A 26837-nucleotide genomic window follows, 5' to 3' on the forward strand; every position below is an offset into this window, starting at 1 on the left:
CGGGGCGCCGCTTCTCATCGGAGGCGGCGCATGGCACCGGAATATAGGACCGGCCCCGTGGGTGCGCCCGTTGGCGAGCCGCCCTTGGGCTCCAGGCTGATGGCCAAAACCAGCTTGCCGCTGGCCAGGACTTTGGCGGCGATCGGTAGGACTCGCCCTGGTGCTATCAGTCCTACCGGCTGCGGGGGGGCGCCGTCGGCGATCAGCCATAATTCGAGATCCCGGTCGGATGGCGTGGTCACGCCCGCCAAGGCCACCGGCTCCAGCACCCGCCCCCTGCCTTCCACCAGCCAGCCGGCGCGGCCATCGCCGACGGCCGTCAAAATCGCCATGTAGCGGGGACCGTCTTCACGCAAGGCTGCCGGTATGGTCAATGTTATGGTCAGCAGTCCGGCGACGGCGCCCGCGGTCATCCACCGCCAGACAGGGGGGGCGTCCCACTGCCGTCTCAGCCAGGCCCGCCATCCGGATCCTGCCGCTGCTGGAAGCTGCGCTTCAATTCTCCGCCAGAGCGTCGGGGGCGGCGGTACAGCCGGCACCGCCGCCAGCAAGGGGGCCAGCCGCCTTTCCCAATCGGCCACCGCGTAGCGCAAGGCGCCGTGGCCAGGCAGGGCCTCCGCCACCACCTTGGCCTGCTGGGCGCCCAAGGTGCCCAGCACATATTCGCCGGCCAGAAGATCCAGTTCGTCAAAATCGTCCGGAATCATGCCGCCAAACACTCCTTCAACGAAGCGAGCCCGCGCCTTATCCATGACTTGACCGTTCCCAGGGGAGTGGCCAGGTGCTCGGCCACCTGCGCGTGGGACAGGCCGTTGATGAAAGCCAGGGTGATGGCGCGGCGGCCCTTGTCATCCAGGCGTTCCAGACAGCGCCGCAACCGTACGGCATCACGGGCGGTTTCCAGATGCTCCAGGGGGCTGGGGCTTTCATCGACGCTGTCGGGGATGGCATCCGTCAAGGTCTCGCGTCCCAGGCGCCTGGCCATGTCCAGCGCGCGGTAGCGCACGATGGAGGCCATCCAGCCGCCGCCCGAGCCCATGGTCGGGCTGAAGCTGGCGGCGTTCCTCCAGATCTGCACAAAGGCGTCCTGCACGGCATCGGCCGCCGCATCCGGGCGGCGCACGATGCGGAGGGCCAGGCCGTACAGGCGGGGGGATTCCCGTTCATATAGGTGCCGCAGGGCCACGCGATCGCCACCGGCGACCTGCCTGATCAGCGCGTCCAGCGCACCCCCGGCCGCCAGGTCCCTCGGTGTCATGCCGCCCCCGTCACCGGGATTGGGGTGGCGGGATGCCGCCACCGCGTCGTTCCCCATCAGTCGGCCCCTTCGCGATCCGTTTCTTCGTCGTCCGCCCCCTGGAATGCCCTTCGGCGCAAGGAGGCCTCGTTCCACACCATTACGGCGCGCGGGCACTTTTGGATGCGCACGTGCTGCATCCAATCAACCGGCACAGGCGTATGGGCAGGAAACCACCGCAACACCAGGGAGCCTGCTCCGATGAAGTTCCGTTTATTAATCACCTTGTTGGGGGGGATGCTGGCATGCGGCCTGCCGGCGATGGCCGCATCCGACATAGGTGCCGGCGGCAAGTTGACGGCAACTGGCGGCGTGACCCAGCTTGAAGGAGCGGCCGGCGGCGGTCTGACGCCCTGGGCCCTCATCGGGGGCTATGACACGGGCGATCAGGTCCGGCCCAATGCCTTCTACACGCGGGTGCAATCAGGCAGCTATAACCTCAACGCCTATGGGGCCATGGTCGGGCTATACGACCGCGTGGAGCTGTCCTTCGCGCGCCAGTCCTTCGATACGGAGGACGTCGGCGGCCTGTTGGGGTTGGGCAAGGGATACACGTTCAACCAGAACATTGTCGGCGCCAAGGTCCGCGTGGTCGGCGACGCCATTCTGGATCAAGACAGTTGGCTGCCGCAGGTTGCCGTCGGTCTGCAATACAAGCATAACGACAGGGGCGCCATCCTGCGGGCGATCGGTGCCCGCCACGACAGCGGCACGGACTTCTATGTCTCGGCCACCAAGCTTTTCCTGGCCCAAAGCCTGCTGGTGGACGCCACCGTGCGGTTCACCAAGGCCAACCAGATCGGCATTCTCGGCTTCGGCGGCAAGGACGACGACTACCACGTCGAACCGGAAGGCAGCGTCGCCTACCTTCTGTCGCGCAACTTCCTGGTGGGCGCCGAGTATCGCAAAAAGCCCGATAACCTGGCCATCGCCCATGAGGACGATTGGTACGACCTGTTCGTGGCTTGGGTTCCCACCAAGAACGTCTCGCTGACCCTGGCCTTCGCGCCGCTGGGCAACATCGTCATCCGCGACCATCAGAACGCGGCCTACCTGTCACTTCAGGTCGGATTCTGAGAACCGTCACCCAAAAGGAAATTCAAATGAGCCATCCCGCGCGCCTGGCCAAGCCCATGGCCATCCTGTGTCTCGCCCTGTCCCTTACCAGCGTTGTGACCGGCCCCACGGCCCGGGCCGACGAGGCCACCTTCCAGGCATTCGGGGGCAAGGCCGGCCTGCAAAGCCTCATGGAGGATTTCATGGCCAACCTGTTGGCAGACCCCCGGACGCGGCCCTTTTTTGAAAAGGCCAACCAGACGCGCGTCAAGGCGCAGCTGGTTGACCAATTTTGCCAGGCTCTTGGCGGGCCATGCCAATACAAAGGCTTGGACATGAAATCCGCCCACCAGGGCTTGCCGCCCATCACGCGGGAGCATTTCAACGCCCTGGTGGAAGACCTGCAGGATGCTATGGATAAGCACAAGGTCCCGTTCAGCGCCCAGAACAAGCTATTGGCCGAATTGGCCCCGCTGCATCGCGATATTGAGCACTAAGCCTATCGCCGTGCTACCGAGTGCCGGCCTTCTCGCCGTGGCGGCGAGGAGGCCGCTAGGCCGCGTCGGGCTGGACGCGACCAACCCTTCCGCCACCGGACGGCTTTCCACCGCCCCCGACCGGCCTGACGACCAATAGGGAAACAGGTCAGCCGACGGACACCAGCAAAAGGCAGCCTGTTTGGCTGACAGCGGTGGCGTGCCAAGTCGTGTGCCGTGCGACATGGAAATCGCCAGCCTCCAGATTAAGCTCGCCGAAACGCAGGTCGCCTTCAATCACCAGGCATTCCTCATCGCCACCGATATGGGCATGGGACTGATAGGGCGCGCCCGGTTCCATGCGGATGAGCATGGTGCGGCGTCCCGTACGCGCGTCCACGCGCAGAAGCTTGGATCGGACTCCCGGTGATAGCGCCAGCCAGACGCCATCTTGGTGACGCACGGTGTCGGTTCCGGGCGCTGCCGCCTGGTCCGCCGCCTCACGGTCGATGCGGGCGAGGATGGTATCCAACAAATCGGCGGGTGGCGCCTCCGCCAAAGCCAAATCCAGGGCCCCCAGTCGCGATTCGATCTGCGCCATATCCTGGGCGGCCATCCGGGATAGGCGCGACCGGCGGTCACCCCGCATCACACCCAACAGATAGTCGGCGATATCGACATCCGCGCTTTTCACGCCAAACACTCCTTGAGCTTCAGCACGGCGCGACGGACCCAGCTTTTGACCGATCCCAAGGGCGCGCCGACACGCTCAGCCAGTTCTTCGAACGTCAAACCCTGAAGATACGTCAATAGCACCAGTCGTCGCGACCGTTCCGTCAGCAACCCGAGGCAGCGCTCCAGGTCCAAAGCCAGTTCGGGATCCGGCTGTTGGGCCAGCCGGCCATCAACGGCCGCCAGAACGGCCTCGTCGTCCAGGGACATTGTGTCGCCGATGGGTTTATCCAAGAGCGACAGGACATGGTTCCGGGTGAGTACGGCCATCCAAGCGAAAGCGCTGCCGCGCGTGGGATCGAACAGCGGCGCCTTTTGCCAGATGCGAACGAACACGTCCTGGAGCAGGTCCGTCGCCCGGTCGCGATCACGCGTCAAGCGCAGGCAAATGCCGTAAAGGATCGGCGCGGCCGCCTGGTAAAGGGCCCCGAAGGCGGCACGGTCGCCCGTGGCCGTAGACAAAAGCAGGGCCGTGACGGCCGATGCCTCATCAATCGCCTGAGCGCTGGAAGACTGTGGCATGGGCTGAGCATTTCCGGCGCATCAATGGATAGCCAACTATAATATATCTTTCAGGATAGGCAATTACGCGCCCAGCTCGGCCGCTGGATATAAATCTTTCAATGTCATTTTTCGTTACGTCACCGTGCATCCGAAGCTGCCCGTCGTCGGTAAAGCTTCCATGTGGTCCGGTCAGGGCCGCAACAATTAACCTGGGATGCATTATGCCGAGTCACAAAGCCTTCTTCGCCTTGGTCATGGCCGTTGGCATGACCACCGTGTTTGTCGCTGGCCACGGTCAGGCCGCCACCATCGTGGTGATCGAGAAGGACCGGGCCTTGGCGCCCACCCATCTGCAAATTGTTCAGGGCGATACTGTCGTGTTCCGTAATGAGGATGGCATGCCGCACCGGCTTACCTTGCGCGCTGCCGGACGGACCTGGAGCCTTGATACCCAACGTCAGGGACAGGAGAGGACGCAGGATTTCGCCGAGGCGGGGCATATTGACGTGACATGCGATTTCCATCCGCAAATGACCATGACCATTGATGTCGTCAAAGACATCCCGGGACAGGCTCCGGGGCGGTATTGAGCCCGCTGTGGATGGCGGCTCAGCGGGAACTGGACTGACCAACCTGACGGTCCTGGAACGAATGCGCATGGCGATGGGGGCGGACATCGGCCACACCGGCCCACCCCAACCGCCCCGGGACGCGCGATCCCGGGGCGCTTTTCTTTGACGCTGTCAGCCCTCACGCCAGGCGCAATTCCACGTCGATGTTGCCGCGGGTGGCCTTGGAGTAGGGGCAGAGCTGGTGGGCTTGCTCGATCACTTGGCTTGCCACGGCGCGGTCCAGGCCGGGCAGGCTGATGGTCAGGCGGGCCTGCAGGAAAAAGGCGTCGCCGCCCTTGCCCAGGTCGACCTCCGCATCCACGGCGGTCTCGGCCGGCAGGCTGACCTTCAGCAGTTGGGCGGCGCGGTTCATGGCGCCGATGAAACAGGCGGACCAGCCGGCGGCGAACAACTGTTCCGGGTTGGTGCCGGGACGGCCGGAGCCGGGGGGCGACAGGGTGACGTCCAGCTGGCCGTCGCTGCTGCGGGCGTGGCCGTTGCGGCCGCCCTGGGTGTGGGTCTTGCCGGTGTACAGGACGGTGTCGATCTGGCTCATGATCCGGGTTCCTTCAGGATGGGGTGAAAGGCGGGCAGGGGCTTTTTAATCGTGTCCGATCTAATCGGATGGCCGGAAGATGATCCGGTTAGCGCTCATTGTCAATGCATCCGATTAGATCGCATGCGATTTTAATGAAAAAGAATACCCCCTCGGATGCGAGCCTTGGCCCGGTCTGAGGGGGCGCTTACTGGAAACGTGAGGGCGGCGGGGACGGCGCCTCAGCCGTGGCGGCGGGCGTAGGCCAGTTCCGCCGCCAGTTCGGCGACGATCTGGGCCGCCGGCAGGAAGCGGGCCAGCGGGGCGCCCTGGCCGGCCCATTGCGCGCCATAGCCGGTGTCGCCGGCGGCCTTGGCGGCGGCGTTCAGGGCCTTGCCGGCGTCGTAGGTCACCGGGTAGGCCGGCACCGCGTCCGGTGGCAGGCTGTCGCCGATGCGGGTGAAGGCATTAGCCAGGCTGCGCGCCGGCCGGCCGGAAATGGCGCGGGTCATGGTGGTGTGGTGGGCCGCCGGGCCCTTCAACGCGGCGCGATAGCCGGCGTCGGCAGCCGATTCGTCGGCGCCGACGAAGGCGGTGCCCAACTGCGCCGCGCCGGCACCCAGGGCCAGGACGGCGGCGATGCCGGCGCCGTCCATGATGCCGCCGGCGGCGATGACGGGCACGGCCAGGTCGCGCGCCAGCAGACGGGTGAGGGCCAGGGTGCCCAGCCGGTCGTCCGCGGCGTCCGGATCGAACACGCCGCGATGGCCGCCGGCCTCATAACCCTGGGCCACCACCGCGTCCATGCCCGCCGCCACCGCCTGCCGCGCCTCGTCCAGGCTGGTGGCGCTGGCGACCAGGGTGATGCCGGCGGCGCGCAGGGCGCGGATGCGGCCGGCGTCCGGCAGGCCGAAATGGAAGCTGACCACGGCCGGCCGCTCCTCCAGCAGCATGGCCAGCATGGCGTCATCGGTGCGGAAGGTGGGGTATATCTCCCGCAGTTCGGCCGGCGGGGTGGCGCCGAAGCGGTCGAACAGCGGCCGCAGATGGTCGATCCAGGCGGCCTCTCGCGCGGCGTCGCGCTGGGCCGGCTGGTGGACGAACAGGTTGACGCCGAAGGGGCGGCTGGTCCGCTCCCGCACCGCGCGGATCATGGCGCGGGCCTGGTCGGGCGTGCTGGCGCCCAAGCCCAGGGACCCCAGGGCGCCCGCCCCCGACACCGCCGCCGCCATGGGCGGAGTGGAGACGCCGGCCATGGGGGCCTGGATGAGGGGAATGTCGATCTTCAGCAGGTCCAGCAGGCGGCCTGCGGCGGCGGGGGTGGACATGGGATGTCTCCTATCCGGAACAGCTGATGAAAGATATACCGGGGATGCATTAATTAGCATCCCCGGTTTCCCGCGATCAGGGCGCGGTCAGGCGATGGCCGCCTTGCGCCGGCGGTACTCCGGCACGGGCAGGCCGCCCCAGCCCCAGTTTTCCAGCGGCACCTCCTCGATGACGACGAAGGTGCTGTCCAGCGGCTTGCCCAGGACCTGCAGCATCAGCTCGCTGGCGCCCTTGATCAGGGCGGCCTTCTGTTCCGCCGTGGTGGCGTCGGCGCCGGGCGTGGTGCCTTCGCGGGTGATCTGGATGGTGACGACAGGCATGACGGCTCTCCCACCTTTGAGTATTCGGTGTTCGGGATTAGTGACCAGCGCTTTGGCCGCCATCGACGTGCAGGATCTCGCCCGTCACGAAGGGGGCGTTATCCAGGTAGAGGATGGCGTTCACGATGTCGGCCATCTCCCCCATGCGGCCCACCGGGTGCTGCTTGCCCAGCCACTCGTGGGTGGACGGGTCGTGCATCGGGGTCTTGATGATGCCGGGGGAGACGGCATTGACGCGGATGCCCCGGCTGGCGAACTCGATGGCCAGCGACTTGGTGGCCGCGTTCAGCCCGCCCTTGGTCAGCGAGGCCAGGACCGAGGGGACGCCGGAATTGGCGTGGTCCACCAGGCTGGTGGTGACCTGCACCACATGGCCGCCCTTGCCCTGCTTCAGCAGCTGGGCGATGACCAGCTGGGTGATGTGGTGGAAGCCGTTCAGGTTGGTGGACAGGACGCGGGCGTAGTCCTCGTCCGTGTAGTCGGTGTAGGGCTTGGCGATGAAGATGCCGGCGTTGTTGACCAGGCTGTCGATGCGGCCGAAGCGCTCCAGCGCCGTGGCGACCACGCGTTCCGCCGTTTCACGGCTGCCGATGTCGCCGGCCACGGTGGCCACGTTCGGATTCTGCGAAGGCTGGATGGTGCGTGAGGTGGCGACGACACGGTAGCCCTGGGCGATGAGGCCGGCGACGGTGGCGGCGCCGATGCCCTGTGAGGCGCCGGTGACGATGGCGACTTTTCCAGTGGTGCTCATGACGGGAACTCCTTCGGGATCGGTTGCGGGCGATCGTCCTTGTCGACGACGTTGCCCTGTGGATGACCCGAAAGATGCGCCCCGCCTGGTTGCGGGTGAACGCCCGGCCGGCGGCAGACATTTTTGCGCCGCGCGGAAGAGTACCGTGTTTAAAGGGACTTGAGGGGAGGCGGGCACAGCTGGGCGAAATGGGCCCGCAGACGCGGCACGGCATAATCGACGAAGGCGCGCACCTTGGGCACGGACAGGCGCCCCGGCGGCGCGATCAGGTGCACCGGCACCGGATCATGCTCATCCTGGTCCAGGATGACTTTCAGGCTGCCGGCCGCCAGCTCCGCCGCGATGTGGTAGGAGAACAGGCGGGTCACGCCCCGCCCCTCCACCGCCGCCGTGGCCGCCGCGCGTATGGTGTTGACCACCAGGCGGGGGGTGAAGCTGACGGTGCGGGGCACCGCCGACCCGGGCGCCGGTGGGAAGCTCCATGTCTCCAGCCCGAAATGGGTCATCGCCACGATGGCGTGGCGGGCCAGGTCCGACGGCTGTTCGATGACCGGGTGGCTTTCCAGGTAGCGGGGGGCTGCCGCCACCACCCGCCGCACCTCCCCCACCCGGGTAGCGACCAGCGCCGAGTCCGCCAGGTGGGAGATGCGCAGGGCCAGGTCCATGCCCTCATCGATCAGGCTGACCGGGTGGTCGATCATGTTCAGGCGGACGGAGACATCGGGATAGGCGTCCATAAAGCCCGCCAGGATGGGGCCCAGCACATTCTCCCCCGCCGCCACCGGGGCGGTGACGGTCAGCAGGCCGCGCGGGGCCGAACGTTCGCCGGCGGCCAGCATGTCGGCCTCGTCCAGTTCGGCCAGCACGCGGCGGCAGGCAGCGGCATACCGCTCCCCCGCTTCGCTCAGGTGCAGGGACCGTGTGGTCCGGTGCAGCAGGGCCGTGCCCACGTGCCCTTCCAGGAAGGCGATGGCCCGGCTGACGGCCGCGGCCGAGCGGCGCATGCGGCGGGCGGCGCCGGCCAGGCTGCCCTCGTCCACGGCGGCCACGAACACCCTCATCGCGTCGATACGGTCCATGGGCAGGGCTCTGGCAGGCGGGTGGGATCGGCTCCCACGATAGGGCCGGAACGCAACGGTTGGAATGGGGCATCGTCCGGGGCGCTTATGCTATGGATGCGGCCGACGCTTTCGTCCCTTGGGAGCCCTGTGCCGCCGTGACCACCCTGATCCTGTTCATTGTCCTGGCCTTCGCCTACCGCTTCGCCATGCTGGCCGTCTCCATCCGGCATGAGAAGGCGCTGCGCGCCGCCGGTGCTGTGGAGCACGGCGCGCGCAACACCCTGGCGCTGACCATTGCTCACATCGCTTTTTACCTGTCGGCGACGGTGGAGGGGCTGGTGCGCGCCGCGCCCATCGACGCCGTCAGCGGCTTCGGCTTCGCCATCTACCTGTTCGGTGCCGTCATGCTGCTGGTAGTGGTGCGGCTGCTGGGCCGGCTGTGGACGGTGAAGTTGCTGATCGCGCGCGACCACCAGCTGGTGACCCATCCGCTGTTCCGCCTGGTGCGGCACCCCAACTATTTCCTGAACATCCTGCCGGAACTGGTAGGCTTCGCCCTGACGCTGCACGCCTACTGCACCCTGGTCGCCGGCCTGGTCGTTTATCTGGTGCCCCTGACCATCCGCATCCGGCAGGAGGAACGGGCCATGCGCGAGACCTTCGCGGCCTATTGATCCGTGCGCCGGGGAAAAATCGCTGGACCCGGGGGCGCATCGACCCCACCTCAATGGGCGCGAGGCCATCGGGATGGGATCAGAGGGACAGCATGACCGCGGGTGAGGCCACTGACAGTCACGCTGACGCCGCGATCCCCCGGTCCCACAAGGTTTCCGACATCCTGTCAGCCCTGGCGGCGGACGAACGGCGGGACCGTATCGCCATCGGCGATCTGCTGACGGCGCTCAGCGACCGCGCGGTGGGGGCGCTGATCTTCGTCTTCGCCGTGCCCAACGCCCTGCCCATGCCGCCCGGCACCTCCGCCGTGCTGGGCCTGCCGCTGGTGTTCCTGACGGCGCAGCTGGCCCTGGGGCGCAAGCCCTGGCTGCCCCGCTTCATTTCCAGCCGGTCGCTGGCGCGCAAGGATTTCGCCGCCATGATGGCCAAGGTGGCGCCCTGGCTGGCCAAGGCGGAACGCATGCTGAAGCCCCGCCTGGGCGTGCTGGCCCGCCCGCCGGTGGAACACGCGGTAGGGCTGGTCTGCTTCCTGCTGGCGCTGATCCTGTTCCTGCCCATACCGCTCGGCAACATGCTGCCGGCCGTGGCCATCAGCCTGGTGGCCTTGGGGGTGCTGGAACGGGACGGAGTGTGGGTGCTGCTGGGTCTGGGCACGGCGGTGACGTCCGTCGCCGTCGTCTGGGGCGTGCTGGTGGCCCTGTTGAAAAGCGGGCTGTTCCTGCTGGAACATACCCTGGGGCTGTAGGGCAGACGCCTGCTTCAGTGCGTGCCGGCGGCCGACTTCTCGATACGGTTGATGTGGTCCAGGCCGGGCAGGATTTCCGAGCGCACGAATTCCACCCGCTTCATGGGTCCGCCGCCGCCATGGGGAAAGCGGGCTTTCCACAGGGCCATCTTGACCGCCAGGCCGCACAGCACGCCGCCGATGGTGACATGGTGGGCGGACAACTGGGCACGGACGGAGCGGAAGCTGTCGGCGTTGATGTTGTGCCAGAAATCCTTGCTGCGCCGGTCAAACGCCTCGAACCGCCCGGTGATGGAGGTGGTGATGCCCGTCAGCATGCGCATGACATCGCCGATCATCTTCATCAGCAGGCGGTCGCGGGTGATCATCTCGCTCTTGGTGGCCTCGTTCACCCAACCCATGAAGCGCTGCACCTCCGGCACCAGGCCGTCCAGGCAGCTGCGGAAATAGGCCAGCGACAGGAAGACGTCGCCGTATTCCTCCAGGAAGTTGGGGATGTCCTGCAGCTGCACGTTCAGCTTCTGCGACAACAGGGTCAGGTTGCGCAGCGCCTCTTCCCGGTCGGGGTTGGCCAGCAGCTGGAACAGGTCGGCGATGTCGTTGATGGGGCGCTGTTCCGACCCGTAGACCTGCTGGATCAGGGGCAGGGTGAAGTCGCGCATGTAGGAGGTCAGTTCCAGCCGCTTGCCGGCGGACAGGCGCAGGTAGTTCACGTCCTCCACCGGGATGCCCAGGCGGCGCAGCTCGATGCGCAGGCTGTAGACGTCATAGCTGTTCAGTTGGGTCAGCCGGTGGATCTGCGCCATGTCGGTGCGCATTTCCTTGGCGTGCGACGGGTACATGGTGGCCAGGTGTTCCGGGTTCACCTGGCCGCTGCCAGCCGACCGGTCCTGGAACACCTCCACCACCGTCTCCAGCCGAGCGTTCTTGATCAGCCGCGCCCGCTTCAGGCCCGGCGTCTGCACCGGGATCATGCCCAGCGGCAGGATGTGCAGCGCGTCGCGGTCGTCATCGGCGAACAGGCCATCATCGCCCGACGACGAAATCGTGGGCGGGAATTCCTCGGCGGTGGCCTCGCTGTCGGAAGGGGCGGGTGAAGACGTCAACGGGGCGGGATCCGGGAGGGCAGCGGGATAGCGGTAACGGCGCCCTGTGTCGGCCGCCTCGACCTTGCGTCAGGTATAGACGACGGGGGGTGAGGTCAAGGGTGCCCACGCAAGGATTTAGGTGCCGCCGGACATGCCCGCCTTGTGTCGCATCCACCCTTACTTCGGCGGTACCCCACCCCCCTGGATATTTGCGCGGGGGCCGTGGCCTCGCATACAGTGGGCCACAGGTACAAGGTGTGGGCCTTGGGATCATTTCTCCAATGAGCTGCTTTGTGAACAGACAGGCCGGATCGGTGCCATGCGCCAGTCGGTGATGGGCGCCCTCGCCGGCCTGGCGGCCCTGCAACTGGGGCTGGCGGTCACGGATATGCGGGCGGCCTGGATCCAGGCGCGCGACGCGCGGGACGGCCACGCCCTAGTGCTGGCCGCTCGGGGGCTGGCGGGCGCGCTGGATATCCAGTCGGCGCAGTGGACGGCCTCATACCTGGCCTTGCAGGCGGCGGGGACGTTGCCTGCGTCCCCAGCCGTCACCACCCCTGCGGCCAGCTCCCCTGCGGTTGCTCCTTCCGCGGATGAGCTGGCGGAAAAGCGGCGGCAGGCGGATCAGGCGTTGGATGCGGCGCTGGAGGCCCTGCCCGCCAATGCCGCGCTGGATACCGCACGCCAGCGGCTGGCCGGGATACGTCAGGAGCTGGCGGGGCCGCGCCGGGCGGTGGACCAGATGCTGCATCAGGCCGGCGGCGACCGCGACCCGTCCCTGGTGCGCAACTGGCTGGCGGGGGAAAGGGCGCTGGCCACGGCCGAGGGCCGTTTGGCGCGCGAGGTCGTGGCCACTGCCGCCCGCAGCCTGCCCAGCGCCGACGCCGTCCTGGCCAGCGACGCGCTGGCGGCCCGCCGCGACGCCGACCTGGCTTGGGCGGACGCGGTGACGCAACCATCGGCCGCCACGGCCACCCCGCTGTTGGACTGGCCTGCGCCCTCGCGGCCCGACGATGGCTTGGCCGTGGCCCTGGCGCGTTTCACCGCCGCCCTGAATGGCCGGCGGGCGCCGGAGGAGGTGGTGGCGGCGCTCGCCGGCATCGGCGCCGTGACCGGCGGGGCGCTGGACCGCTGGGCGGCGGTGCCCGTTCCCACCGCCGGCTGGGCGGCGATCAAGGCCGGCGCGCCACTGACCTTGGCGGCCCTGTTGACGCTGGCCATCCTGGTGACCTTGCGCCAGGGCGTGTTCCTTGCCGTGGCGCGCACCGCCCGGCTGATGCGCGACTTGGCGGAGGGGCAGGTGGCCCAGGCGCCGGCGTTGCTGCCCCGCCTGGGGCGCGACCCCCTGGTGGCGGAGCTGCATTCGGCGCTGGCCCTCTATTGGTCCCACGCCCGCCGCATCGAACGAGAGACCCAGCGCCGGGAACGGGCTGAGCGGCTGCTGACGGTGGAACGCAAGGTGCTGGGCATGACCGCCGGGCGCGCGCCCCTGTCGGCCGTGCTGTCGGCCCTCTGCTCCGGCATGGAGGCGGAGCTGGAGGGTGGGCTTTGCTCCATCGTGCTGGTGGATGCCGAACGGCGCCACATCCAGACCGGTGCTGCACCCAGCCTGCCGCCAGCCTTCGTGCGCGCCGTCGACGGGACGGAGGTGGGGGCGTCCGTGGGGTCCTGCGGCACGGCCATCCACCGGGGCGAGCCGGTGATCGTCACCGACATCGCCAGCGACCCGCTGTGGCGGGAGTTCCGGCAGGCCGCGGCGGAGGCCGGCCTGGCCGCCTGCTGGTCCCTGCCCATCCTGGCCGGTGACGGTCATCCTCTGGGCGCCTTCGCCGTCTATTTCCGCACCCCGCGCTCGCCCGAGGGCTGGATGCTGGACCTGGCGCGCCGGGCCAGCCGGCTGGCCGCCGTCGCCATATCGGCGGAGCGGGCGGCGGAAGAGGTGGAGCGGGCCAAGGCCGCCGCCGAACTGGGCAACCGCACCAAGACCGAGTTCCTGGCCAACATGAGCCATGAGCTGCGCACGCCGCTGAACGCCATCATCGGATTCGCCGAGGTGCTGGAGAACGACCTGCGCCGCGTGCCTGACCAGGCGACCAACACCGGCTATGCCGGCGACATCGTGGCCAGCGGCCGCCACCTGCTGGCCATCATCAACGACATCCTGGATGTTTCGAAGATGGAGGCGGGTAAGGTCGAGCTGCGCGAGCGGGTGTGCGACGTGGGCGCGCTGGTGGCGGGGTGCGAGCGTATCGCCCGCGCCCGCGCCATGGAAAAACGCATCGACCTGGTGGTGGCCATGGCGCCCGGGCTGCCCCCGCTGTTGGCTGACGACGTGAAGATCAAGCAGATCCTGCTGAACCTTCTATCCAACGCGGTGAAGTTCACGGACCCGGGCGGTACCGTGTCGCTGACCGCCACCATCAATCCCGAGGCCCAGCTGGTCATCGCCGTCACCGACACCGGCATCGGCATCGCGGCGGAGGACCTGTCCAAGGTCTTCGTGCCTTTCCAGCAGATCGACAACGTCTACGCCCGCACGACGCAGGGCACCGGCCTGGGCCTGTCGCTGTCCAAGGGCTTGGCCGAACTCCATGGCGGCCGGCTGGACATCGCCTCGCAACTGGGCCAGGGCACCACCGTCTCCCTCATCCTGCCCAGCCAGCGTCTGCTGACGGGCGGCGCCGGCGACGATGGCCGTCCCAGCTTGTCGCCCGGCGTGATGGCGGCGGCGTTGGGGGACAAGGGCGCGTAAGGGGGCACGCGGCCGCCGGCGCCCGACGATCGAGGGAAGGTCAAACGAAAAGGCCCGAAAGCGCAGGGCTTCCGGGCCTTTCCCCCGTCGCTTCCGCGACGGACCAGGTCTCGAAGAACCTTAGATGTAGTAGGACGCCAGCGGCGAGAAGCCGTTGAAGTTCACCGCCGAGTAGGTGGTGGTGTAGGCGCCGGTCGCCAGGATGTCGACCTTGTCGCCGATGCGCAGGTCCACCGGCAGGCGGTACTCCGTCTTCTCGTACAGCACGTCGGCGCTGTCGCAGGTGGGGCCGGCCAGGATGACGGGCTCGGCGGCGCCGCCGTCATGGGGCGTCTGGATCTTGTACTTGATGGCCTCGTCCATGGTTTCGGCCAGGCCGCCGAACTTGCCGATGTCCAGGTAGACCCAGCGGCGCTCGTCACGGTGCGACTTGCGCGAGATCAGCACCACTTCCGACCGGATCACGCCGGCGTTGCCCACCATGCTGCGGCCCGGCTCGATGATGGTCTCGGGCAGGCGGTTGCCGAAGTGCTTGCGCAGCGACGCCTCGATGGCGTTGCCGTACTCGCCCTCGCTGGGGATGTCCTTCAGGTAGCGGGTGGCGAAACCGCCGCCCAGGTTCACCATGCGCAGCATCACGCCCTTGTCTTCCAAGGCATGGAAGATCTCGGCGGTCTGGGCCAGGGCCTTGTCCCACTGGGTCAGGTCGCGCTGCTGCGAGCCGACGTGGAAGGACACGCCGTAGGGCACGACGTTCATGGTGGAGGCGGCCAGCAGCAGCTCCGTCGCCATCTCCGGCTCGCAGCCGAACTTGCGCGACAGCGGCCAGTCGGCACCCTCGCCCGAGGTCAGGATGCGGCAGAAGACGCGGGCGCCGGGAGCATGCTCCGCGATCTTCTCCAGCTCTTCCATGCTGTCGAAGGCGAACAGGCTGATGCCCAGGGCGTGGGCACGGGCGATGTCCGACGCCTTCTTGATGGTGTTGCCGAAGCTGATGCGGTCGGCGGTGGCGCCGGCGGTCAGGCAGTACTGGATTTCGGGGATGCTGGCGGTGTCGAAGCAGGACCCCCGCTCGACCAGCAGCTTCAGGATTTCCGGCGCCGGGTTGGCCTTCACGGCGTAGAAGATCCGGGCCTCGGGCAGGGCGTCGTGCAGGTTGGCGTAGTTGTTGGCGACGACGTCCAGGTCGACCACCAGGCAGGGCGTGGCGGGCGTGTTCTCAGCGAAAAAACGAGCGATCTTCTCGGTCATCGATGACTCCGAGGCCAAAAGGCATATCAGGGGATGGATCGGGAATGGGGGCTTAACCGGGCAATGGCCCGGGTCCGTTCAGGCGTGCCAATAAAGCGGCCGGCCCGAACGGGTCAGATACTGGAGATATGCCCAGGCGGCGCCAGAAGCGCGCAAACCACCGGCCCGGTCTGACTGCAGACCGCCTGATCATGGCCCATCCGACTCTGCATCAGAGTGGGGGCGGGGGATCGAGGAAAGGCGGGCGCATGCCCACCGACAACAACATCAACCATCGTAGCCTCCAATTCGCCGCCTTGCTTAAGGGACGGACGAGGATACGCGTTACGTCGTTGCATAACCCTCAGGTGGAACCATTCCACCCGGGGCCATAGGCACGTGCGCTGCGACTGAGCGCTATATAAGATGGAAAGCCGGGGTTGCACAGCGATTTTTTTTGGCGAACGCCGCCCCTGCGACTTCATGGCCGAATCTCCCGCACCGCATGGCTTTGACCTCTAATTCCGCTTGGCGCCCTGCGGGTTCCAGCCTGGGTGCCGCCTTGGGCACAAATCTCAATTTCGCCACTTTTGCGGCCCAAATTGGCCATGTCGCGCTGGCCTTATGCGCATAGAGGACGACGCGACATGATCCCCTGCCGGGGTCGGAAGCACTCCCGCCCGGTCTCCCCCGACCGGCCTACCGGAGGTGTCCTCTCCAGCCTGCCCCGGCTGGTCTACCAAACGGCCACCGCACCTGCCCCCCGCGGTGGCCGTTTTCTTTTAATCGGTTCCCTCAGATGCCGGGCGCGGGCATCCGCCCGCTGGGCTTGCCCTGCAATGGTGTGGACGTCTCACGCGATTGATTCCGGGCACGTTGAATTGGGCAATTGATCCAGCGCTTTGTGCCGCCGCCGCCTGCGGCCTATAGTCGGGACCCCTTCGACTCCGGCGCCCAGGGCCCATGACCGCACCTCAGCTTTTTACCGGCCGCGACCTGCTGTGCTTGCGCGGTGGGCGCCTGGTATTCCAGGACCTGGATTTCCAGCTGGCGGCCGGCGGCTGCCTGACCCTGGTGGGACCCAACGGCAGCGGCAAGTCGACGCTGCTGCGCCTGATGGCCGGCTTGCTGAAGCCCTTGCGCGGCACCATCGCCTGGGACGGCGTGGCCTTGGGCCAGGATCCGGAGGCCCACCGGGCCCGCCTGCATTATGTCGGCCACCTGGACGCGGTGAAGGCCAGCTTCACCTGCCGGGAGATACTGGCCTTCTGGGCCGGCTTGCGCGGCGGTGATGCCGTGGATGCGGCCCTGGCCGCTTTTGCCATCGACACGATTGCCGAGGTGCCGGGCCGCTTCCTGTCGGCGGGGCAGCGCCGGCGCCTGTCGCTCGCCCGCCTGGTGGCGGCACCCGCCCCCCTTTGGCTGCTGGACGAGCCCACCGTGGGCCTGGACCGTGCCTCGGTCGCGCTGCTGGAGGGCGCCATCGCCCACCATCGGGCCGGCGGCGGGCGGGTAGTGCTGTCCACCCATATCGACCTCGCGACTCCGGACGGCGATATCCTGGACTTGGCCGCCTTCGCACCCCTCGAGGATGATGAAGCTGAGGCGGAGGACGCCGCCTGATGCTGCGCCTCATCCTGCGTGACCTGCGCCTGGTGCTGCGCCAGGGCAGCGACGCCACCGCCGCCCTGATGTTCTTCGTGCTGTGCGTGGTGCTGTTCCCCTTCGGCGTGGGGCCGGAGCCCAACGTGCTGACCCGGATCGCCCCCGGCGTGCTGCTGATCGCGGCCCTGCTGGCGGCGCTCTTGTCCATGGAGCGGCTGTTCCAGGGTGATTTCGAGGATGGCAGCCTGGAACTGCTGCTGCTCTCGCCCCTGCCGGCGGAGGGGGTGGCCATCGCCAAGGTGGCGGCCCACTGGCTGGTGACGGGCGTGCCCCTGATGATCGTGGCCCCCCTGCTGGCCCTGCTGCTGCGCATGCCGGCGGACCAGCTGGGCCTGCTGGTGGGCACCTTGGCGCTCACGACCCCGCTGCTCAGCCTCATCGGCGCGGTGGGGGCCGCCCTGACCCTGGGCGCCCGGCGCAGCGGCGTGCTGCTGCCCCTGCTGGTGCTGCCGCTCTACATCCCCGTGCTGATCTTCGCCGCCGCCGGCCTGGACGCCGGCCTGTCCGGCCTGTCCCCCCGGCCGCACCTGCTGCTGCTGGGCGGCATGCTGTGCGGCGCGTTGGTGCTGGCGCCGCTGGCCATCGCCGCCGCGCTGCGGGCGGCGCATGAGTGAGCAAGGGTGAAGTCAGATACACGTTGTGTATATGGCGTGTTATGATGGCTCTGACAGAGAGGGCCATAATGACCAAGCCATCCTTGGGAACCCATGCGAAGCCCGTGAACCTGCGCATCCGCGAGGATGTTCGGCGGGTGATAGATCGTGCGGCCGGCTTGCGCGGCAAAACCCGGTCAGACTTCATGATCGAGGCGGCCTATCGCGCCGCTGAAGACACGCTGCTGGACCAGGCGCTGGTGCGGGTCGATGTCGATAGCTATCGGCACTATCTCGCCCTTCTAGACCAGCCACCCGGCGGTGAAGGGTTTGAGCGTCTGATGAAGGCACCCAAGCCTTGGGAAGTATGATGGCGGAGCTCACGTGACGCTGACAGCGCCAACACCGCTGGGCGAAACGCACGACCTCGACCAATTCCAAAGCGGCCATGACTCGCTGGACCATTGGCTGCGGCGGCGCGCCCGCGCCAATCAGGTGAACGGTGCTTCCCGCACCTATGTCGTGGCCGAAGGCCGGCGGGTGGTCGGCTATTACTGCCTCGCGTCCGGGGCGCTGGACATATCTGACGCACCTGGCGCCATCCGGCGCAACATGCCCGATCCCATTCCCATGGCGGTACTCGGCCGGCTGGCCATCGATCGGACCTGGCAAGGCAGAGGCCTGGGTACCGCGTTGTTGCAGGACGCGGTGCTGCGCAGCTCGCAGGCCGCATCGATCCTGGGGATACGCGGTCTGCTCGTCCACGCGATCTCGGATGCGGCCAAGGCGTTTTATGAGCACTACGGCTTCGTGGGCACGCCCAACCATCCGCTGACGCTCGTGCTGTCGCTCAAGGCCCAAGGTAACTAAGGGGCGATCATTCGCCCCCTACACCATTGGGCCTGATCCATATCAATTTACAGTGTATCCCGATGGCAAAGGCCGGAGGGCGTGATACATAACGGGGGCCATGCATCGCTTCGCCAACCCCGCCCGCTTCCTGAGGATCGCCAACGCCGTGCTGCCATGGGCGGCGGGTCTGTCGGCGGTCTGTTTCGCGGCCGGGCTGTATCTGGGCCTCATCGCGTCGCCGCCGGATTACCAGCAGGGCGACACCGTGCGCATCATGTACATCCACGTGCCCGCCGCGTGGATGAGCATGTTCACCTACAGCACCATGGCCGTGGCCGCCGCCGCCGCGCTGGTGTGGAAGCACCCGCTGGCCGAGGTCTACGCCAAGGCGGCCGCGCCCCTGGGCGCTGGCTTCACCGCCCTGTGCCTGCTGACCGGGTCCCTGTGGGGCGCGCCCATGTGGGGCACCTGGTGGGTGTGGGACGCGCGGCTGACCAGCGTGCTCGTGCTGTTCTTCCTCTACCTGGGCTACATGGCCCTGGTGGATGCCTTCGACGATCCGGCGCGGGGGAACAAGGCCGGCAACATCCTGTTGCTGGTGGGCGCTGTGAACGTGCCCATCATCAAGTTTTCGGTGGAGTGGTGGAACACCCTGCACCAGCCGGCCAGTGTCTTCCGCCTGGGCGGACCCACCATCGCCGCCAGCATGCTGTGGCCCCTGCTGCTGATGGCCGTGGCCTTCCAGAGCTATTTTTTCGCCGTGGTCATCCTGCGCATCCGCGCCGGCCTGGCCGCCCGCCGGGTGCAGACCCTGCGCCTGGGCCAGGTGGGCTGAGAGTCGGGGGTGGTTGGGGGCCGTGCCGATGGGACAAGAAGACCAGCGGCGATCGTTCCGGCGGCGTGATAATTTAGCGATCGCGCCAACGTCGCGGCCCTGTATGGGCCGCCAGGCTTTGAGAGTGTGATGGACGGGTTCCTGTCGATGGGCGGATACGCCGCCTATGTCTGGTCATCCTACGGGGCCGCGGCCGTGGTCCTGGTGGGCCTGCTGGTGCTGAGCCTGACCGGCCTGCGCCGGGTGGAACGCACCCTTGCCACGCTGGAGGCGGCCAAACCCCGCCGCAAGCGCGAGCCCAAGGCGGCGCCCACGCCGGCGCCCACGGCCACCCCTGCCGCCGAGACCACACCATGACCCGCAAACGCCGCCGCCTGATGATCCTGGCGCTGGCCCTGCTGGGCCTGGGTACCGCCACCGCGCTGACCCTGTCGGCCTTCCGCGACAACATCGTCTTCTTCTACAGCCCATCGGATCTGGCGGCCAAGCCGCCGGGTGGGCGCACGGTGCGTATCGGCGGGCTGGTCGAGGCCGGCAGCCTGAAGCGCGAGGGTGGCATGACCGTCACCTTCCAGGTGACCGACACCGCCAAGTCGCTGCCCGTCACCTACACCGGCATCCTGCCGGATCTGTTCCGCGAGGGGCAGGGCGTGGTGGCGGAGGGCAAGCTGGGTGCCGACGGCGTTTTCACCGCGACCGAGCTGCTGGCCAAGCATGACGAGAAGTACATGCCACCCGACGTGGCCGACGCCCTGAAGCGCGCCGGCCACCCCGGCAAGCCGGGTGACGCGCCGGTCGCGGCGGGGGAGGAGCATCAGACCTCCACCCTGCGCACCAATCCCTGACGATAAGACTGCGGACGACGGCCCATGATCCCCGAGCTTGGACACTACGCGCTGGTTCTGGCGCTGGTCGTCGCCCTGGTGCAGTCGGTCATTCCCCTATGGGGCGCGGCGCGGCGCGACGCCGCGATGATGGAGGTGGGACGCACGGCGGCCTACTGCCAGTTCGCGGCCCTGGCGCTGGCTTTCGGCGCCCTGACCTATGCCCATGTCGTGTCGGACTTCAGCGTCCTGAACGTGGTGGAGAACAGCCACACCGACAAGCCCATGCTGTACAAGGTGGCCGGCGTCTGGGGCAACCATGAGGGCTCGCTGGTCCTGTGGGTGTTCATCCTGGCCCTGTTCGGCGCCCTCGTGGCCGCCTTCGGCCGCAATTTACCGGCCAGCCTGCGGGCCCGCGTTCTGGCGGTGCAGGGCATGATCGGGGTCGGCTTCCTGTGGTTCATGGTCGCCACCAGCAACCCCTTCACCCGCGTGGATCCGGCGCCGCTGAACGGCCATGACCTCAACCCCCTGCTGCAGGATCCGGGCCTGGCCTTCCATCCGCCCTTCCTCTACCTGGGTTATGTCGGCTTCAGCCTCTGCTTCTCCTTCGCCGCCGGCGCGCTGATCGAGGGACGGGTGGACGCCGCCTGGGCCCGCTGGGTGCGGCCCTGGGCCCTGATCGCCTGGTCGTCGCTGACGCTGGGCATCGCCATGGGCTCATGGTGGTCCTATTACACCCTGGGCTGGGGCGGCTGGTGGTTCTGGGACCCGGTGGAAAACGCCAGCCTGATGCCCTGGCTGGCCGGCACGGCGCTGCTGCACTCCGCCATCGTGGTGGAAAAGCGCGACACGCTGAAAAGCTGGACCATTCTGCTGGCCATCGTCACCTTCACCCTGTCGCTCATGGGCACCTTCCTGGTGCGCTCCGGTGTGCTCACCTCCGTCCACGCCTTCGCGTCCGACCCGGCGCGCGGCGTCTTCATCCTGGCGCTGCTGGTGGTGGCGACGGGCGGCGGCCTGCTGCTCTATGCCCTGCGGGCACCCGTCCTGAAGGCCGGCGGCCTGTTCGCGCCCATCAGCCGCGAGGGCGGGCTGGTGCTGAACAACCTGCTGCTGTCCACCGCCTGCGCCACGGTCTTCCTGGGCACCCTCTATCCCCTGTTCATGGACGCCGTCGGCGGGGGCAAGATTTCCATCGGCCCGCCCTTCTTCAACGCCACCTTCGTGCCGCTGATGGTGCCGGTGGTTGCGGTCATGGCGTTGGGGCCGCTGCTGTCGTGGAAGCGGGCGGACCTCGCCGGCGTGCTGGGGCGGCTGAAGGTCGCGGCCCTGGCGGGCGTCCTGGCCGCCCTGGCCGGCCTCTGGCTGGCCGGCACCAAGCCGGTGCTGGCCGTGCTGGCCCTGGGCCTGGCCGGCTGGGCCGTCATGGGCGCCGTGGTGGACGTGGCCGACCGCATCCGCCTGTTCCGCATGCCCCTGGCCGACAGCATTTCCCGCGCCCGCCATTTGCCGCGGGGCGCCTGGGGCACCGCCATCGCCCACGCCGGGCTGGGCGTGGCCGTGGCCGGCATGGTCGGCACCTCCGCCTGGACGACGGAGGCCATCCAGGTGCTGCACATCGGCCAGTCGGTGGACGTGGCCGGCTACAGCTTCCGCCTGGACAGCGTGGCGGAGGCGCCGGGCCCCAACTACACCGCGCGCCGCGCCGTGCTGACCGTCACCCGCCATGGCGACTTCGTGGCCACCCTGGCGCCGGAGCAGCGCTTCTACCCCGTCACCCGCATGACGACGACGGGGGCGGCCATCCACACCAATTTCTTCAGCGACCTCTATGCCGTGGTGGGCGAGCCGGCGCCGGACGGCACCGGCTACAACACCCGCTTCTACCGCCATCCCCTGGTGCCGTGGATCTGGGTGGGCTCCATCCTGATGATGGCCGGCGGCTTGGTCAGCCTGTCCGACCGCCGCCTGCGCGTGGGCGTGCCGCTGAAGCGCGCCGTGCCGCGCGCCGCCGCCGCCGTTCCGCCGGCCCCCGCCGAATAAGGTTCCCCGCATGCGCCGCCTGATGTTCCTGATCCCCCTGGTGCTGTTCCTGGGCCTGGCCGGCTGGTTCGGCGTGCGCCTGAAGCAGATCGACCGAGGCGACACGCCCGACCGCCTGCCCTCCGTCATGATCGACAAGCCGGTGCCGGCCTTCGACCTGCCGCCCCTGGTGGACGGGCAGCCGGGCGTGGCGTCCACCGGGTTGGCCGACGGAAAAGTCCGTCTGGTGAACTTCTGGGCCAGTTGGTGCGCGCCCTGCCGCTCGGAACACCCCATCCTCATGCGCCTGGCGGGGCAGGGCGTGGACATCCGGGGCATCGACTATAAGGACAAGGCGGCGGACGGCCAGGCCATCCTGGCCCGCGACGGCAACCCCTACGCCGCCGTCGCGCGGGATGAGAGCGGCCGCACCGCCATCGACTTCGGCGTCTACGGCGTGCCGGAAACTTATGTCATCGACCGCCAGGGCCGCATCCGCTACCGCCAGGTGGGGCCCATCACCCCGCAGGATCTGCAGAACCGCATCCTTCCGCTGATCAATGAGCTGTCGAAATGAGGCGGGTGCTTTTCACCCTGGTCCTGACGGCCACGCTGCTGTCCGGCCCCTTGGCGCGCGCCGTGCAGCCGGACGAGATGCTGCCCGACCCGACCATGGAGGCGCGGGCGCGCGCCATCTCCAAGGATCTGCGCTGCCTGGTCTGCCAGAACCAGTCCATCGACGACAGTGACGCGCCCCTGGCCCGCGATCTGCGACTGCTGCTGCGGGAGCGGCTGGTGAAGGGCGATACGGACGCCCAGGCGGTGGCCTTCCTGACCGACCGCTATGGCGACTATGTCCTGCTGCGCCCGCCGGTGCGGCCGGCCACCTATCTGCTGTGGTTCGGGCCCTTTGTCCTGCTGGTCGTGGGGGGCGGCATCCTGCTGTGGCGGGGCCGGCGCGGTTCCGTGGGGGCGGAGGCGGTTGCGCCGCCCCTGACGGCGGAGGAAAAGGCCCATCTGGCCATGCTGATGCGTGATGAGGACGAAGGGAAGGGGCGGCCATGATGGCGTTCTGGATCGCCGCCGCCCTGCTGACGGCGGGCATCCTGCTGGCGCTGCTGCGCCCGCTGATGGTGGCGCGCAAGACGGAGGCCGGCGGCTCGCCCGAAGTCGACATCTACAAGGACCAGTTGGCGGAGATCGAGCGTGACGTGGCACGCGGCCTGCTGACCGACGACCAGGCGGCCGCGGCGCGGACGGAGGTCGGCCGGCGCCTGCTGGCGGCCGACGCGCGCGCGAAGTCGGCGCCGGTGGCGCCCACGACGCCGGCGAAGCCCTCCCGCAAGTTGGCCACCGCGCTGATGGCCGCTGTGCCGCTGCTGGCCATGGGCATCTACCTGCGCCTGGGCCAGCCCGACCTGCCGGGCCAGCCGGCGGGCGGGCGCACGGACCAGACCGCCGGCGTCCAGGCCCAGGCGGTGCTGAAGACCCTGCAGGCCCGGGTCACCGAGAACCCCAAGGATCTGGAGGCGTGGAAAGCCCTGGCCACCGCCCAGGGCATGACCGGCCAGAACGACAAGGCCGCCGCCTCCTGGGCCAAGGCTGTGGAACTGGCGCCCGACGACGCCAATCTGCAAGCCTCGCGCGCCGAGGCGCTGGTGCTGTCGGCCGACGGCGTGGTGGGGCCGGAGGCGAAGCAGGCCCTGGGGCGGGCTCTGGCCCTGAACCCCAAGGAGCCGCGCGCCCGTTATTACGACGGCCTGGCCACGCGCCAGGCGGGCGACCTCAAGGGCGCCATTACCCGCTGGTCCGCCCTGCTGGCGGAAAGCCCGGCCGACGCCCCCTGGGTGCCCTTCCTGCGCGGACAGCTGGGTGAGACGGCGACCGAGGCGGGCATGGATCCGGCGGCGGTGACGCCGCAGCCCCTGCCGCCCGCCAACCCGACGCCTGCACCTGTTGCCGGTACCCCGGGGCCGACAGCCGACGACATGGCTGCCGCCTCCACCATGTCCAGCGGCGATCGCAACGCCATGATCCAGGGCATGGTCCAGCGTCTGGCCGACCGGCTGAAAGCCCAGCCCGACGATGCCGAGGGCTGGTCGCGCCTGGCCCGCGCCTATCGTGTGCTGGGGCAGAACGACAAGGCGGCGGAGGCCGAGGCCAACGCCAAGCGCTACGGCGGCGGCACTGCCGGCGCCGTTTCGCCCGGCATGCCCGACCCCGCCACCATGACGCCGGAACAGAGGTCGGCCACGGTGAAGTCGCTGCTGGCCCAGTTCCAGGCGGCGGCGGAGAAGGAACCGGACAAGCCCGAGGGCTGGGCCCGCCTGGCCCAGGCCTATGAGGCGACGGGTGACGTGGCCAAGACGCGGGAGGCCTGGGCCAAAGCCGTGGCCGCAGCACCCGATGATGGCGAGATCAACCTGGCCTATGCCCGCGTGCTCCTGCCGGCCGACGGCGGCCATCCGCCGCCCGCCTTCTTCACCGCCCTGCGCGTGGTGCTGAAGTCTTCCCCCAACAATCCCCAGGCCCTGTGGTACCTGGGCCTGGACGCGGCGGAGGGGGGACGCAAGGCCGAGGCCAAGGACCTGTGGGGCCGCCTGTTGCCCCTGCTGCCTGAGGGATCCGACGACCGCAAGGAACTGGAGGGCCGGCTGAAGGCGCTGGGTTCCTGAGTCGTTTAGCGGCTTGAGCCTACAGGGGTAATTCAAAGGTGCGGGGCAGGGTGCCGCCGGTGCGACATCCTATCCCTCGGGTTGGTGCCAAGGGCGGTGCAAACCGGAGATGAATGACCTAAAGTGTGGGTATTGCCCCGTTTCGCTGGCGCCGCCCTATCCATGCGGCATACGGCCCCGTCCCAGGATCCCTTTCCCGCGATGAACGAATCGTCCCCCTTGCCTTCCGCCGCCGGTCTGGCCGGCGTGGTGGATGAGCATCTCCGGTGGATCGGTCAGTGGCACCGCGCGGCCTTCTTCAACCTCGGCGACGGCGCCCCCCTGCCCACGCCAGTGGCTTTTCCCGCCTGGGTGCGGGGCGCTTCCGGCAGCGAGCTGGCGGACCAACCGGCCATCGACCGGGCGATCTCACTGCACGACCAGATGCACCGCATGGCCCGCCTGGTGCACATGCGCGCGGCCGAGGGCCAGCCGCCCTCCCTGCAGTCGTACGAGGCGGTGATCGAGAAGTTCGACGAGTTCATGCTGCTGCTGCGCCGCATCGAGCGGGCGTTCAGCGTGGCCGGCAGCGGCATCGACCCGCTGACCGGCCTGCGCAACCGCACCGGCCTGCGTGAAGAAATGGAGCGCGAGGTCAACCGCTACCGCCGTACCGGCCGGCCCTTCTGCGTGGCGCTATGCGACCTCGACAAGTTCAAATCGGTCAACGACACCTATGGCCATGAGGCCGGCGACCGCGTGCTGATGGCCGCTGCCGGTGCCGTGAACCAGGGTATCCGCAGCTTCGACGAGGCCTTCCGCTTGGGCGGCGAGGAAATCCTGATCCTGCTGAAGGACGCCACCATCATGGACGGCTACGCCGTGGTGGAACGGCTGCGCCAGGATATGGAGACGGTGTCGGTCGCCATCGGCGGCGGGCGCGCCATCCGCTTCACCGCCAGCTTCGGCTTGGCCGAGGCGCGGCCGGATTGCGACCCGGAGGACCTGGTGGCGGAGGCGGACGCCGCCCTCTACACCGCCAAGCGCCAGGGCCGCAACCAAGTGGTGCGCGCGACCCCGCCGGCGTGAGCCCGGGCCTGGTCAATCATTCGCGCCCCAGGCGTGCGCCCCGGCCTGCGCAGCTGCCATGAGGCTTGACCGCTTGGTCAGGATCACCCGCCTGGGGTAACCGGTCGCTTTATTCGGGCGGTCGTACCTGATTCCGTGCGTCGCCATGGTGGCGCTCGGCTGCCGGGTCCGCTAGCTTGGAACCAATTCCACCGTTTAGAGCAAGATGCGATCAGCCATGATCGCATCTTGCTCTTAACCTGTTCATGATAGAGCGGATTTACACGATCAGGTGACTCCACCTGATCGCGTTCCGCTCTAAATTCCTGGTCTTGCCGCCCATGCGCACCGTTCCCGAATTTCCCAACCTGTTCGTCGCCGACCACCCGCTGATCCAGCACAAGCTGTCGCACATGCGGGACAAGCGGCGGTCCACCATGGGCTTCCGTCAGCTGCTGCGCGAGATCGCGCTGCTGATGGGGTATGAGCTGACGCGCGACCTGCCGTTGACCACGGAACGGATCGAGACGCCGTTGGTGGAGATGGACGCGCCCGTGATCGAGGGCAAGAAGGTCGCCGTCGTTCCCATCCTGCGCGCCGGCCTGGTGATGGCCGAGGGCCTGCTGGAGCTGATGCCCGGGGCGCGCGAGGGCCACATCGGCCTGTATCGCGACCATGAGACCAAGCAGCCGGTGGAATACCTGGTGAAACTGCCGGCCGCGGCCGGCCGCACCTTCATCCTGGTCGATCCCATGCTGGCCACCGGCAACTCCGCCGTGCACGCGGTCGACGTGCTGAATCGCCACGGCGTGACCGACGACCAGATCCGCTTCATGGCCCTGGTGTCGGCGCCGGAGGGCGTGCGCGTCTTCCACGACGCCCACCCTGAGGTGAAGGTCTACACCGCCGCCCTGGACAGCCACCTGACCGACGACGCCTACATCGTCCCCGGCCTGGGTGATGCGGGCGACCGGCTGTTCGGAACCAAATAAAGTTGCCGCAGGCGCCGGCGGGCCATCCGGCCCTTGGCTATCCTTGTAACTTGAATGAGGCCGCGTCGGGTAATACCAAGGAGCGCTGATGGCGACTCTCACTGAGGGGATTCCCTTCAGGCGGATTTTCTGATTCACCAGAGCAAGCACAGAGGAGGCTTGCGATG

The 26837-nt window shown here is 68.2% G+C and carries 30 protein-coding genes; 19 read left to right on the plus strand and 11 right to left on the minus strand.

Annotated elements, in window-relative coordinates; all coding sequences use genetic code 11:
- Positions 1-14 precede the first annotated feature (14 nt).
- Positions 15-707, minus strand: coding sequence for an anti-sigma factor (locus FBZ88_RS25590; RefSeq protein ID WP_186464598.1), 693 nt, complete (start codon positions 705-707; stop codon positions 15-17).
- Positions 704-1315 carry a sigma-70 family RNA polymerase sigma factor gene (locus FBZ88_RS25595; RefSeq protein ID WP_246138857.1) on the minus strand — a complete coding sequence of 204 codons (612 nt, stop codon included), beginning with the start codon at positions 1313-1315 and terminating at the stop codon, positions 704-706. Before FBZ88_RS25595 ends, FBZ88_RS25590 begins: the two co-directional genes overlap by 4 nt.
- 294 nt (positions 1316-1609) lie before the next feature.
- Between FBZ88_RS25595 and FBZ88_RS25600 the strand changes: the two genes are divergently transcribed.
- On the plus strand, positions 1610-2374 hold the full coding sequence (locus tag FBZ88_RS25600) for a DUF3034 family protein (RefSeq protein ID WP_211102802.1): 765 nt from the start codon (positions 1610-1612) through the stop codon (positions 2372-2374).
- Between the two features lie 26 nt (positions 2375-2400).
- Complete coding sequence (locus FBZ88_RS25605; RefSeq protein ID WP_211102803.1) at positions 2401-2850, plus strand: group I truncated hemoglobin; 450 nt, start codon at positions 2401-2403, stop codon at positions 2848-2850.
- Between the two features lie 148 nt (positions 2851-2998).
- Here the strand turns inward: FBZ88_RS25605 and FBZ88_RS25610 are convergent, their stop codons facing one another.
- Together FBZ88_RS25610 and FBZ88_RS25615 are read right to left on the minus strand one after the other, a co-directional pair.
- On the minus strand, positions 2999-3523 hold the full coding sequence (locus tag FBZ88_RS25610) for a cupin domain-containing protein (protein ID WP_145619862.1): 525 nt from the start codon (positions 3521-3523) through the stop codon (positions 2999-3001).
- A complete protein-coding gene (locus FBZ88_RS25615) occupies positions 3520-4083 on the minus strand; it encodes a sigma-70 family RNA polymerase sigma factor (protein ID WP_145619863.1) in 564 nt (187 codons plus the stop codon). Before FBZ88_RS25615 ends, FBZ88_RS25610 begins: the two co-directional genes overlap by 4 nt.
- 203 nt (positions 4084-4286) lie before the next feature.
- Between FBZ88_RS25615 and FBZ88_RS25620 the strand changes: the two genes are divergently transcribed.
- Entirely contained in the window at positions 4287-4655 is a 369-nt protein-coding gene (locus tag FBZ88_RS25620) for a cupredoxin domain-containing protein (RefSeq protein ID WP_145619864.1), read from the plus strand.
- 160 nt (positions 4656-4815) lie between these two features.
- Here the strand turns inward: FBZ88_RS25620 and FBZ88_RS25625 are convergent, their stop codons facing one another.
- The 5 genes from FBZ88_RS25625 to FBZ88_RS25645 all read right to left on the minus strand — a co-directional run bounded on the left by FBZ88_RS25625 (position 4816) and on the right by FBZ88_RS25645 (position 8690).
- Positions 4816-5232, minus strand: coding sequence for an organic hydroperoxide resistance protein (locus tag FBZ88_RS25625; protein ID WP_145619865.1), 417 nt, complete (start codon positions 5230-5232; stop codon positions 4816-4818).
- A gap of 221 nt (positions 5233-5453) precedes the next feature.
- Complete coding sequence (locus FBZ88_RS25630) at positions 5454-6539, minus strand: NAD(P)H-dependent flavin oxidoreductase (RefSeq protein WP_145619866.1); 1086 nt, start codon at positions 6537-6539, stop codon at positions 5454-5456.
- A gap of 87 nt (positions 6540-6626) precedes the next feature.
- The gene (locus FBZ88_RS25635) at positions 6627-6860 is read right to left on the minus strand and encodes a tautomerase family protein (RefSeq protein ID WP_145619867.1); all 234 of its coding nucleotides are present in this window, start codon (positions 6858-6860) and stop codon (positions 6627-6629) included.
- 37 nt (positions 6861-6897) lie between these two features.
- Positions 6898-7611, minus strand: coding sequence for an SDR family NAD(P)-dependent oxidoreductase (locus FBZ88_RS25640; protein WP_145619868.1), 714 nt, complete (start codon positions 7609-7611; stop codon positions 6898-6900).
- A gap of 149 nt (positions 7612-7760) precedes the next feature.
- Complete coding sequence (locus tag FBZ88_RS25645; RefSeq protein ID WP_145619869.1) at positions 7761-8690, minus strand: LysR family transcriptional regulator; 930 nt, start codon at positions 8688-8690, stop codon at positions 7761-7763.
- 137 nt (positions 8691-8827) lie between these two features.
- Between FBZ88_RS25645 and FBZ88_RS25650 the strand changes: the two genes are divergently transcribed.
- Together FBZ88_RS25650 and FBZ88_RS25655 are read left to right on the plus strand one after the other, a co-directional pair.
- Positions 8828-9346, plus strand: a complete 519-nt coding sequence (locus FBZ88_RS25650; protein ID WP_211102804.1) for an isoprenylcysteine carboxylmethyltransferase family protein — start codon at positions 8828-8830, stop codon at positions 9344-9346.
- 92 nt (positions 9347-9438) lie between these two features.
- Positions 9439-10092 carry an exopolysaccharide biosynthesis protein gene (locus FBZ88_RS25655; protein ID WP_145619871.1) on the plus strand — a complete coding sequence of 218 codons (654 nt, stop codon included), beginning with the start codon at positions 9439-9441 and terminating at the stop codon, positions 10090-10092.
- Positions 10093-10106: 14 nt separating this feature from the next.
- Here the strand turns inward: FBZ88_RS25655 and FBZ88_RS25660 are convergent, their stop codons facing one another.
- A complete protein-coding gene (locus FBZ88_RS25660; RefSeq protein WP_145619872.1) occupies positions 10107-11198 on the minus strand; it encodes a hypothetical protein in 1092 nt (363 codons plus the stop codon).
- Between the two features lie 301 nt (positions 11199-11499).
- Here FBZ88_RS25660 and FBZ88_RS25665 point away from each other — a divergent pair, with 301 nt between their 5' ends.
- Complete coding sequence (locus tag FBZ88_RS25665) at positions 11500-13932, plus strand: ATP-binding protein (protein ID WP_186464599.1); 2433 nt, start codon at positions 11500-11502, stop codon at positions 13930-13932.
- Between the two features lie 120 nt (positions 13933-14052).
- Here the strand turns inward: FBZ88_RS25665 and FBZ88_RS25670 are convergent, their stop codons facing one another.
- On the minus strand, positions 14053-15183 hold the full coding sequence (locus FBZ88_RS25670) for a type III PLP-dependent enzyme (protein WP_145619874.1): 1131 nt from the start codon (positions 15181-15183) through the stop codon (positions 14053-14055).
- A gap of 942 nt (positions 15184-16125) precedes the next feature.
- Between FBZ88_RS25670 and ccmA the strand changes: the two genes are divergently transcribed.
- The 13 genes from ccmA to upp all read left to right on the plus strand — a co-directional run bounded on the left by ccmA (position 16126) and on the right by upp (position 26670).
- Positions 16126-16785 (plus strand): heme ABC exporter ATP-binding protein CcmA, encoded by a 660-nt coding sequence (gene ccmA / locus FBZ88_RS25675; protein WP_145619875.1) that lies wholly within the window; start codon positions 16126-16128, stop codon positions 16783-16785.
- Positions 16785-17441: a heme exporter protein CcmB gene (gene ccmB, locus FBZ88_RS25680; RefSeq protein WP_145610955.1), complete on the plus strand. Its 657-nt coding sequence runs from the start codon at positions 16785-16787 to the stop codon at positions 17439-17441. The genes ccmA and ccmB overlap by 1 nt, the downstream gene beginning before the upstream one ends.
- A 68-nt stretch (positions 17442-17509) precedes the next feature.
- Positions 17510-17791 (plus strand): type II toxin-antitoxin system TacA family antitoxin, encoded by a 282-nt coding sequence (locus FBZ88_RS25685; RefSeq protein ID WP_211102805.1) that lies wholly within the window; start codon positions 17510-17512, stop codon positions 17789-17791.
- A 13-nt stretch (positions 17792-17804) separates the two neighbouring features.
- Positions 17805-18290, plus strand: coding sequence for a GNAT family N-acetyltransferase (locus FBZ88_RS25690; RefSeq protein ID WP_186464600.1), 486 nt, complete (start codon positions 17805-17807; stop codon positions 18288-18290).
- Between the two features lie 100 nt (positions 18291-18390).
- Complete coding sequence (locus tag FBZ88_RS25695) at positions 18391-19107, plus strand: heme ABC transporter permease (RefSeq protein WP_145619876.1); 717 nt, start codon at positions 18391-18393, stop codon at positions 19105-19107.
- 129 nt (positions 19108-19236) lie between these two features.
- Positions 19237-19464: a heme exporter protein CcmD gene (gene ccmD / locus FBZ88_RS25700; RefSeq protein WP_145619877.1), complete on the plus strand. Its 228-nt coding sequence runs from the start codon at positions 19237-19239 to the stop codon at positions 19462-19464.
- On the plus strand, positions 19461-19952 hold the full coding sequence (gene ccmE / locus FBZ88_RS25705) for a cytochrome c maturation protein CcmE (RefSeq protein WP_145619878.1): 492 nt from the start codon (positions 19461-19463) through the stop codon (positions 19950-19952). Before ccmD ends, ccmE begins: the two co-directional genes overlap by 4 nt.
- 24 nt (positions 19953-19976) lie before the next feature.
- The gene (locus FBZ88_RS25710; RefSeq protein WP_145619879.1) at positions 19977-21977 is read left to right on the plus strand and encodes a heme lyase CcmF/NrfE family subunit; all 2001 of its coding nucleotides are present in this window, start codon (positions 19977-19979) and stop codon (positions 21975-21977) included.
- 10 nt (positions 21978-21987) lie between these two features.
- Positions 21988-22533 (plus strand): DsbE family thiol:disulfide interchange protein, encoded by a 546-nt coding sequence (locus tag FBZ88_RS25715; RefSeq protein WP_044562582.1) that lies wholly within the window; start codon positions 21988-21990, stop codon positions 22531-22533.
- The gene (locus FBZ88_RS25720; RefSeq protein WP_145619880.1) at positions 22530-23021 is read left to right on the plus strand and encodes a cytochrome c-type biogenesis protein; all 492 of its coding nucleotides are present in this window, start codon (positions 22530-22532) and stop codon (positions 23019-23021) included. Before FBZ88_RS25715 ends, FBZ88_RS25720 begins: the two co-directional genes overlap by 4 nt.
- Entirely contained in the window at positions 23018-24631 is a 1614-nt protein-coding gene (gene ccmI, locus FBZ88_RS25725; RefSeq protein ID WP_145619881.1) for a c-type cytochrome biogenesis protein CcmI, read from the plus strand. The genes FBZ88_RS25720 and ccmI overlap by 4 nt, the downstream gene beginning before the upstream one ends.
- Positions 24632-24832: 201 nt before the next feature.
- Complete coding sequence (locus FBZ88_RS25730) at positions 24833-25699, plus strand: diguanylate cyclase (RefSeq protein ID WP_145619882.1); 867 nt, start codon at positions 24833-24835, stop codon at positions 25697-25699.
- A 320-nt stretch (positions 25700-26019) separates the two neighbouring features.
- Positions 26020-26670 carry a uracil phosphoribosyltransferase gene (gene upp, locus FBZ88_RS25735; protein ID WP_145619883.1) on the plus strand — a complete coding sequence of 217 codons (651 nt, stop codon included), beginning with the start codon at positions 26020-26022 and terminating at the stop codon, positions 26668-26670.
- The last annotated feature ends 167 nt before the right edge of the window (positions 26671-26837 follow it).

It is taken from the genome of Nitrospirillum bahiense (assembly GCF_007828025.1).
Classification (GTDB): Bacteria; Pseudomonadota; Alphaproteobacteria; order Azospirillales; family Azospirillaceae; genus Nitrospirillum; species Nitrospirillum amazonense.

Bases quoted from the DNA above. Each gene is read 5' to 3' on its own strand.
- FBZ88_RS25720 (WP_145619880.1), top strand. From the start codon at position 22,530: ATGAGGCGGGTGCTTTTCACCCTGGTCCTGACGGCCACGCTGCTGTCC.
- FBZ88_RS25655 (WP_145619871.1), top strand. From the start codon at position 9,439: ATGACCGCGGGTGAGGCCACTGACAGTCACGCTGACGCCGCGATCCCC.
- ccmI (WP_145619881.1), top strand. From the start codon at position 23,018: ATGATGGCGTTCTGGATCGCCGCCGCCCTGCTGACGGCGGGCATCCTG.
- FBZ88_RS25640 (WP_145619868.1), bottom strand. From the start codon at position 7,611: ATGAGCACCACTGGAAAAGTCGCCATCGTCACCGGCGCCTCACAGGGC.
- FBZ88_RS25665 (WP_186464599.1), top strand. From the start codon at position 11,500: ATGCGCCAGTCGGTGATGGGCGCCCTCGCCGGCCTGGCGGCCCTGCAA.
- FBZ88_RS25595 (WP_246138857.1), bottom strand. From the start codon at position 1,315: ATGGGGAACGACGCGGTGGCGGCATCCCGCCACCCCAATCCCGGTGAC.
- ccmD (WP_145619877.1), top strand. From the start codon at position 19,237: ATGGACGGGTTCCTGTCGATGGGCGGATACGCCGCCTATGTCTGGTCA.
- FBZ88_RS25635 (WP_145619867.1), bottom strand. From the start codon at position 6,860: ATGCCTGTCGTCACCATCCAGATCACCCGCGAAGGCACCACGCCCGGC.
- FBZ88_RS25615 (WP_145619863.1), bottom strand. From the start codon at position 4,083: ATGCCACAGTCTTCCAGCGCTCAGGCGATTGATGAGGCATCGGCCGTC.
- FBZ88_RS25710 (WP_145619879.1), top strand. From the start codon at position 19,977: ATGATCCCCGAGCTTGGACACTACGCGCTGGTTCTGGCGCTGGTCGTC.
- FBZ88_RS25645 (WP_145619869.1), bottom strand. From the start codon at position 8,690: ATGGACCGTATCGACGCGATGAGGGTGTTCGTGGCCGCCGTGGACGAG.
- FBZ88_RS25685 (WP_211102805.1), top strand. From the start codon at position 17,510: ATGACCAAGCCATCCTTGGGAACCCATGCGAAGCCCGTGAACCTGCGC.
- ccmA (WP_145619875.1), top strand. From the start codon at position 16,126: ATGACCGCACCTCAGCTTTTTACCGGCCGCGACCTGCTGTGCTTGCGC.
- FBZ88_RS25670 (WP_145619874.1), bottom strand. From the start codon at position 15,183: ATGACCGAGAAGATCGCTCGTTTTTTCGCTGAGAACACGCCCGCCACG.
- FBZ88_RS25630 (WP_145619866.1), bottom strand. From the start codon at position 6,539: ATGTCCACCCCCGCCGCCGCAGGCCGCCTGCTGGACCTGCTGAAGATC.
- FBZ88_RS25590 (WP_186464598.1), bottom strand. From the start codon at position 707: ATGATTCCGGACGATTTTGACGAACTGGATCTTCTGGCCGGCGAATAT.
- ccmE (WP_145619878.1), top strand. From the start codon at position 19,461: ATGACCCGCAAACGCCGCCGCCTGATGATCCTGGCGCTGGCCCTGCTG.
- FBZ88_RS25695 (WP_145619876.1), top strand. From the start codon at position 18,391: ATGCATCGCTTCGCCAACCCCGCCCGCTTCCTGAGGATCGCCAACGCC.
- FBZ88_RS25715 (WP_044562582.1), top strand. From the start codon at position 21,988: ATGCGCCGCCTGATGTTCCTGATCCCCCTGGTGCTGTTCCTGGGCCTG.
- ccmB (WP_145610955.1), top strand. From the start codon at position 16,785: ATGCTGCGCCTCATCCTGCGTGACCTGCGCCTGGTGCTGCGCCAGGGC.
- FBZ88_RS25605 (WP_211102803.1), top strand. From the start codon at position 2,401: ATGAGCCATCCCGCGCGCCTGGCCAAGCCCATGGCCATCCTGTGTCTC.
- upp (WP_145619883.1), top strand. From the start codon at position 26,020: ATGCGCACCGTTCCCGAATTTCCCAACCTGTTCGTCGCCGACCACCCG.
- FBZ88_RS25625 (WP_145619865.1), bottom strand. From the start codon at position 5,232: ATGAGCCAGATCGACACCGTCCTGTACACCGGCAAGACCCACACCCAG.
- FBZ88_RS25730 (WP_145619882.1), top strand. From the start codon at position 24,833: ATGAACGAATCGTCCCCCTTGCCTTCCGCCGCCGGTCTGGCCGGCGTG.
- FBZ88_RS25620 (WP_145619864.1), top strand. From the start codon at position 4,287: ATGCCGAGTCACAAAGCCTTCTTCGCCTTGGTCATGGCCGTTGGCATG.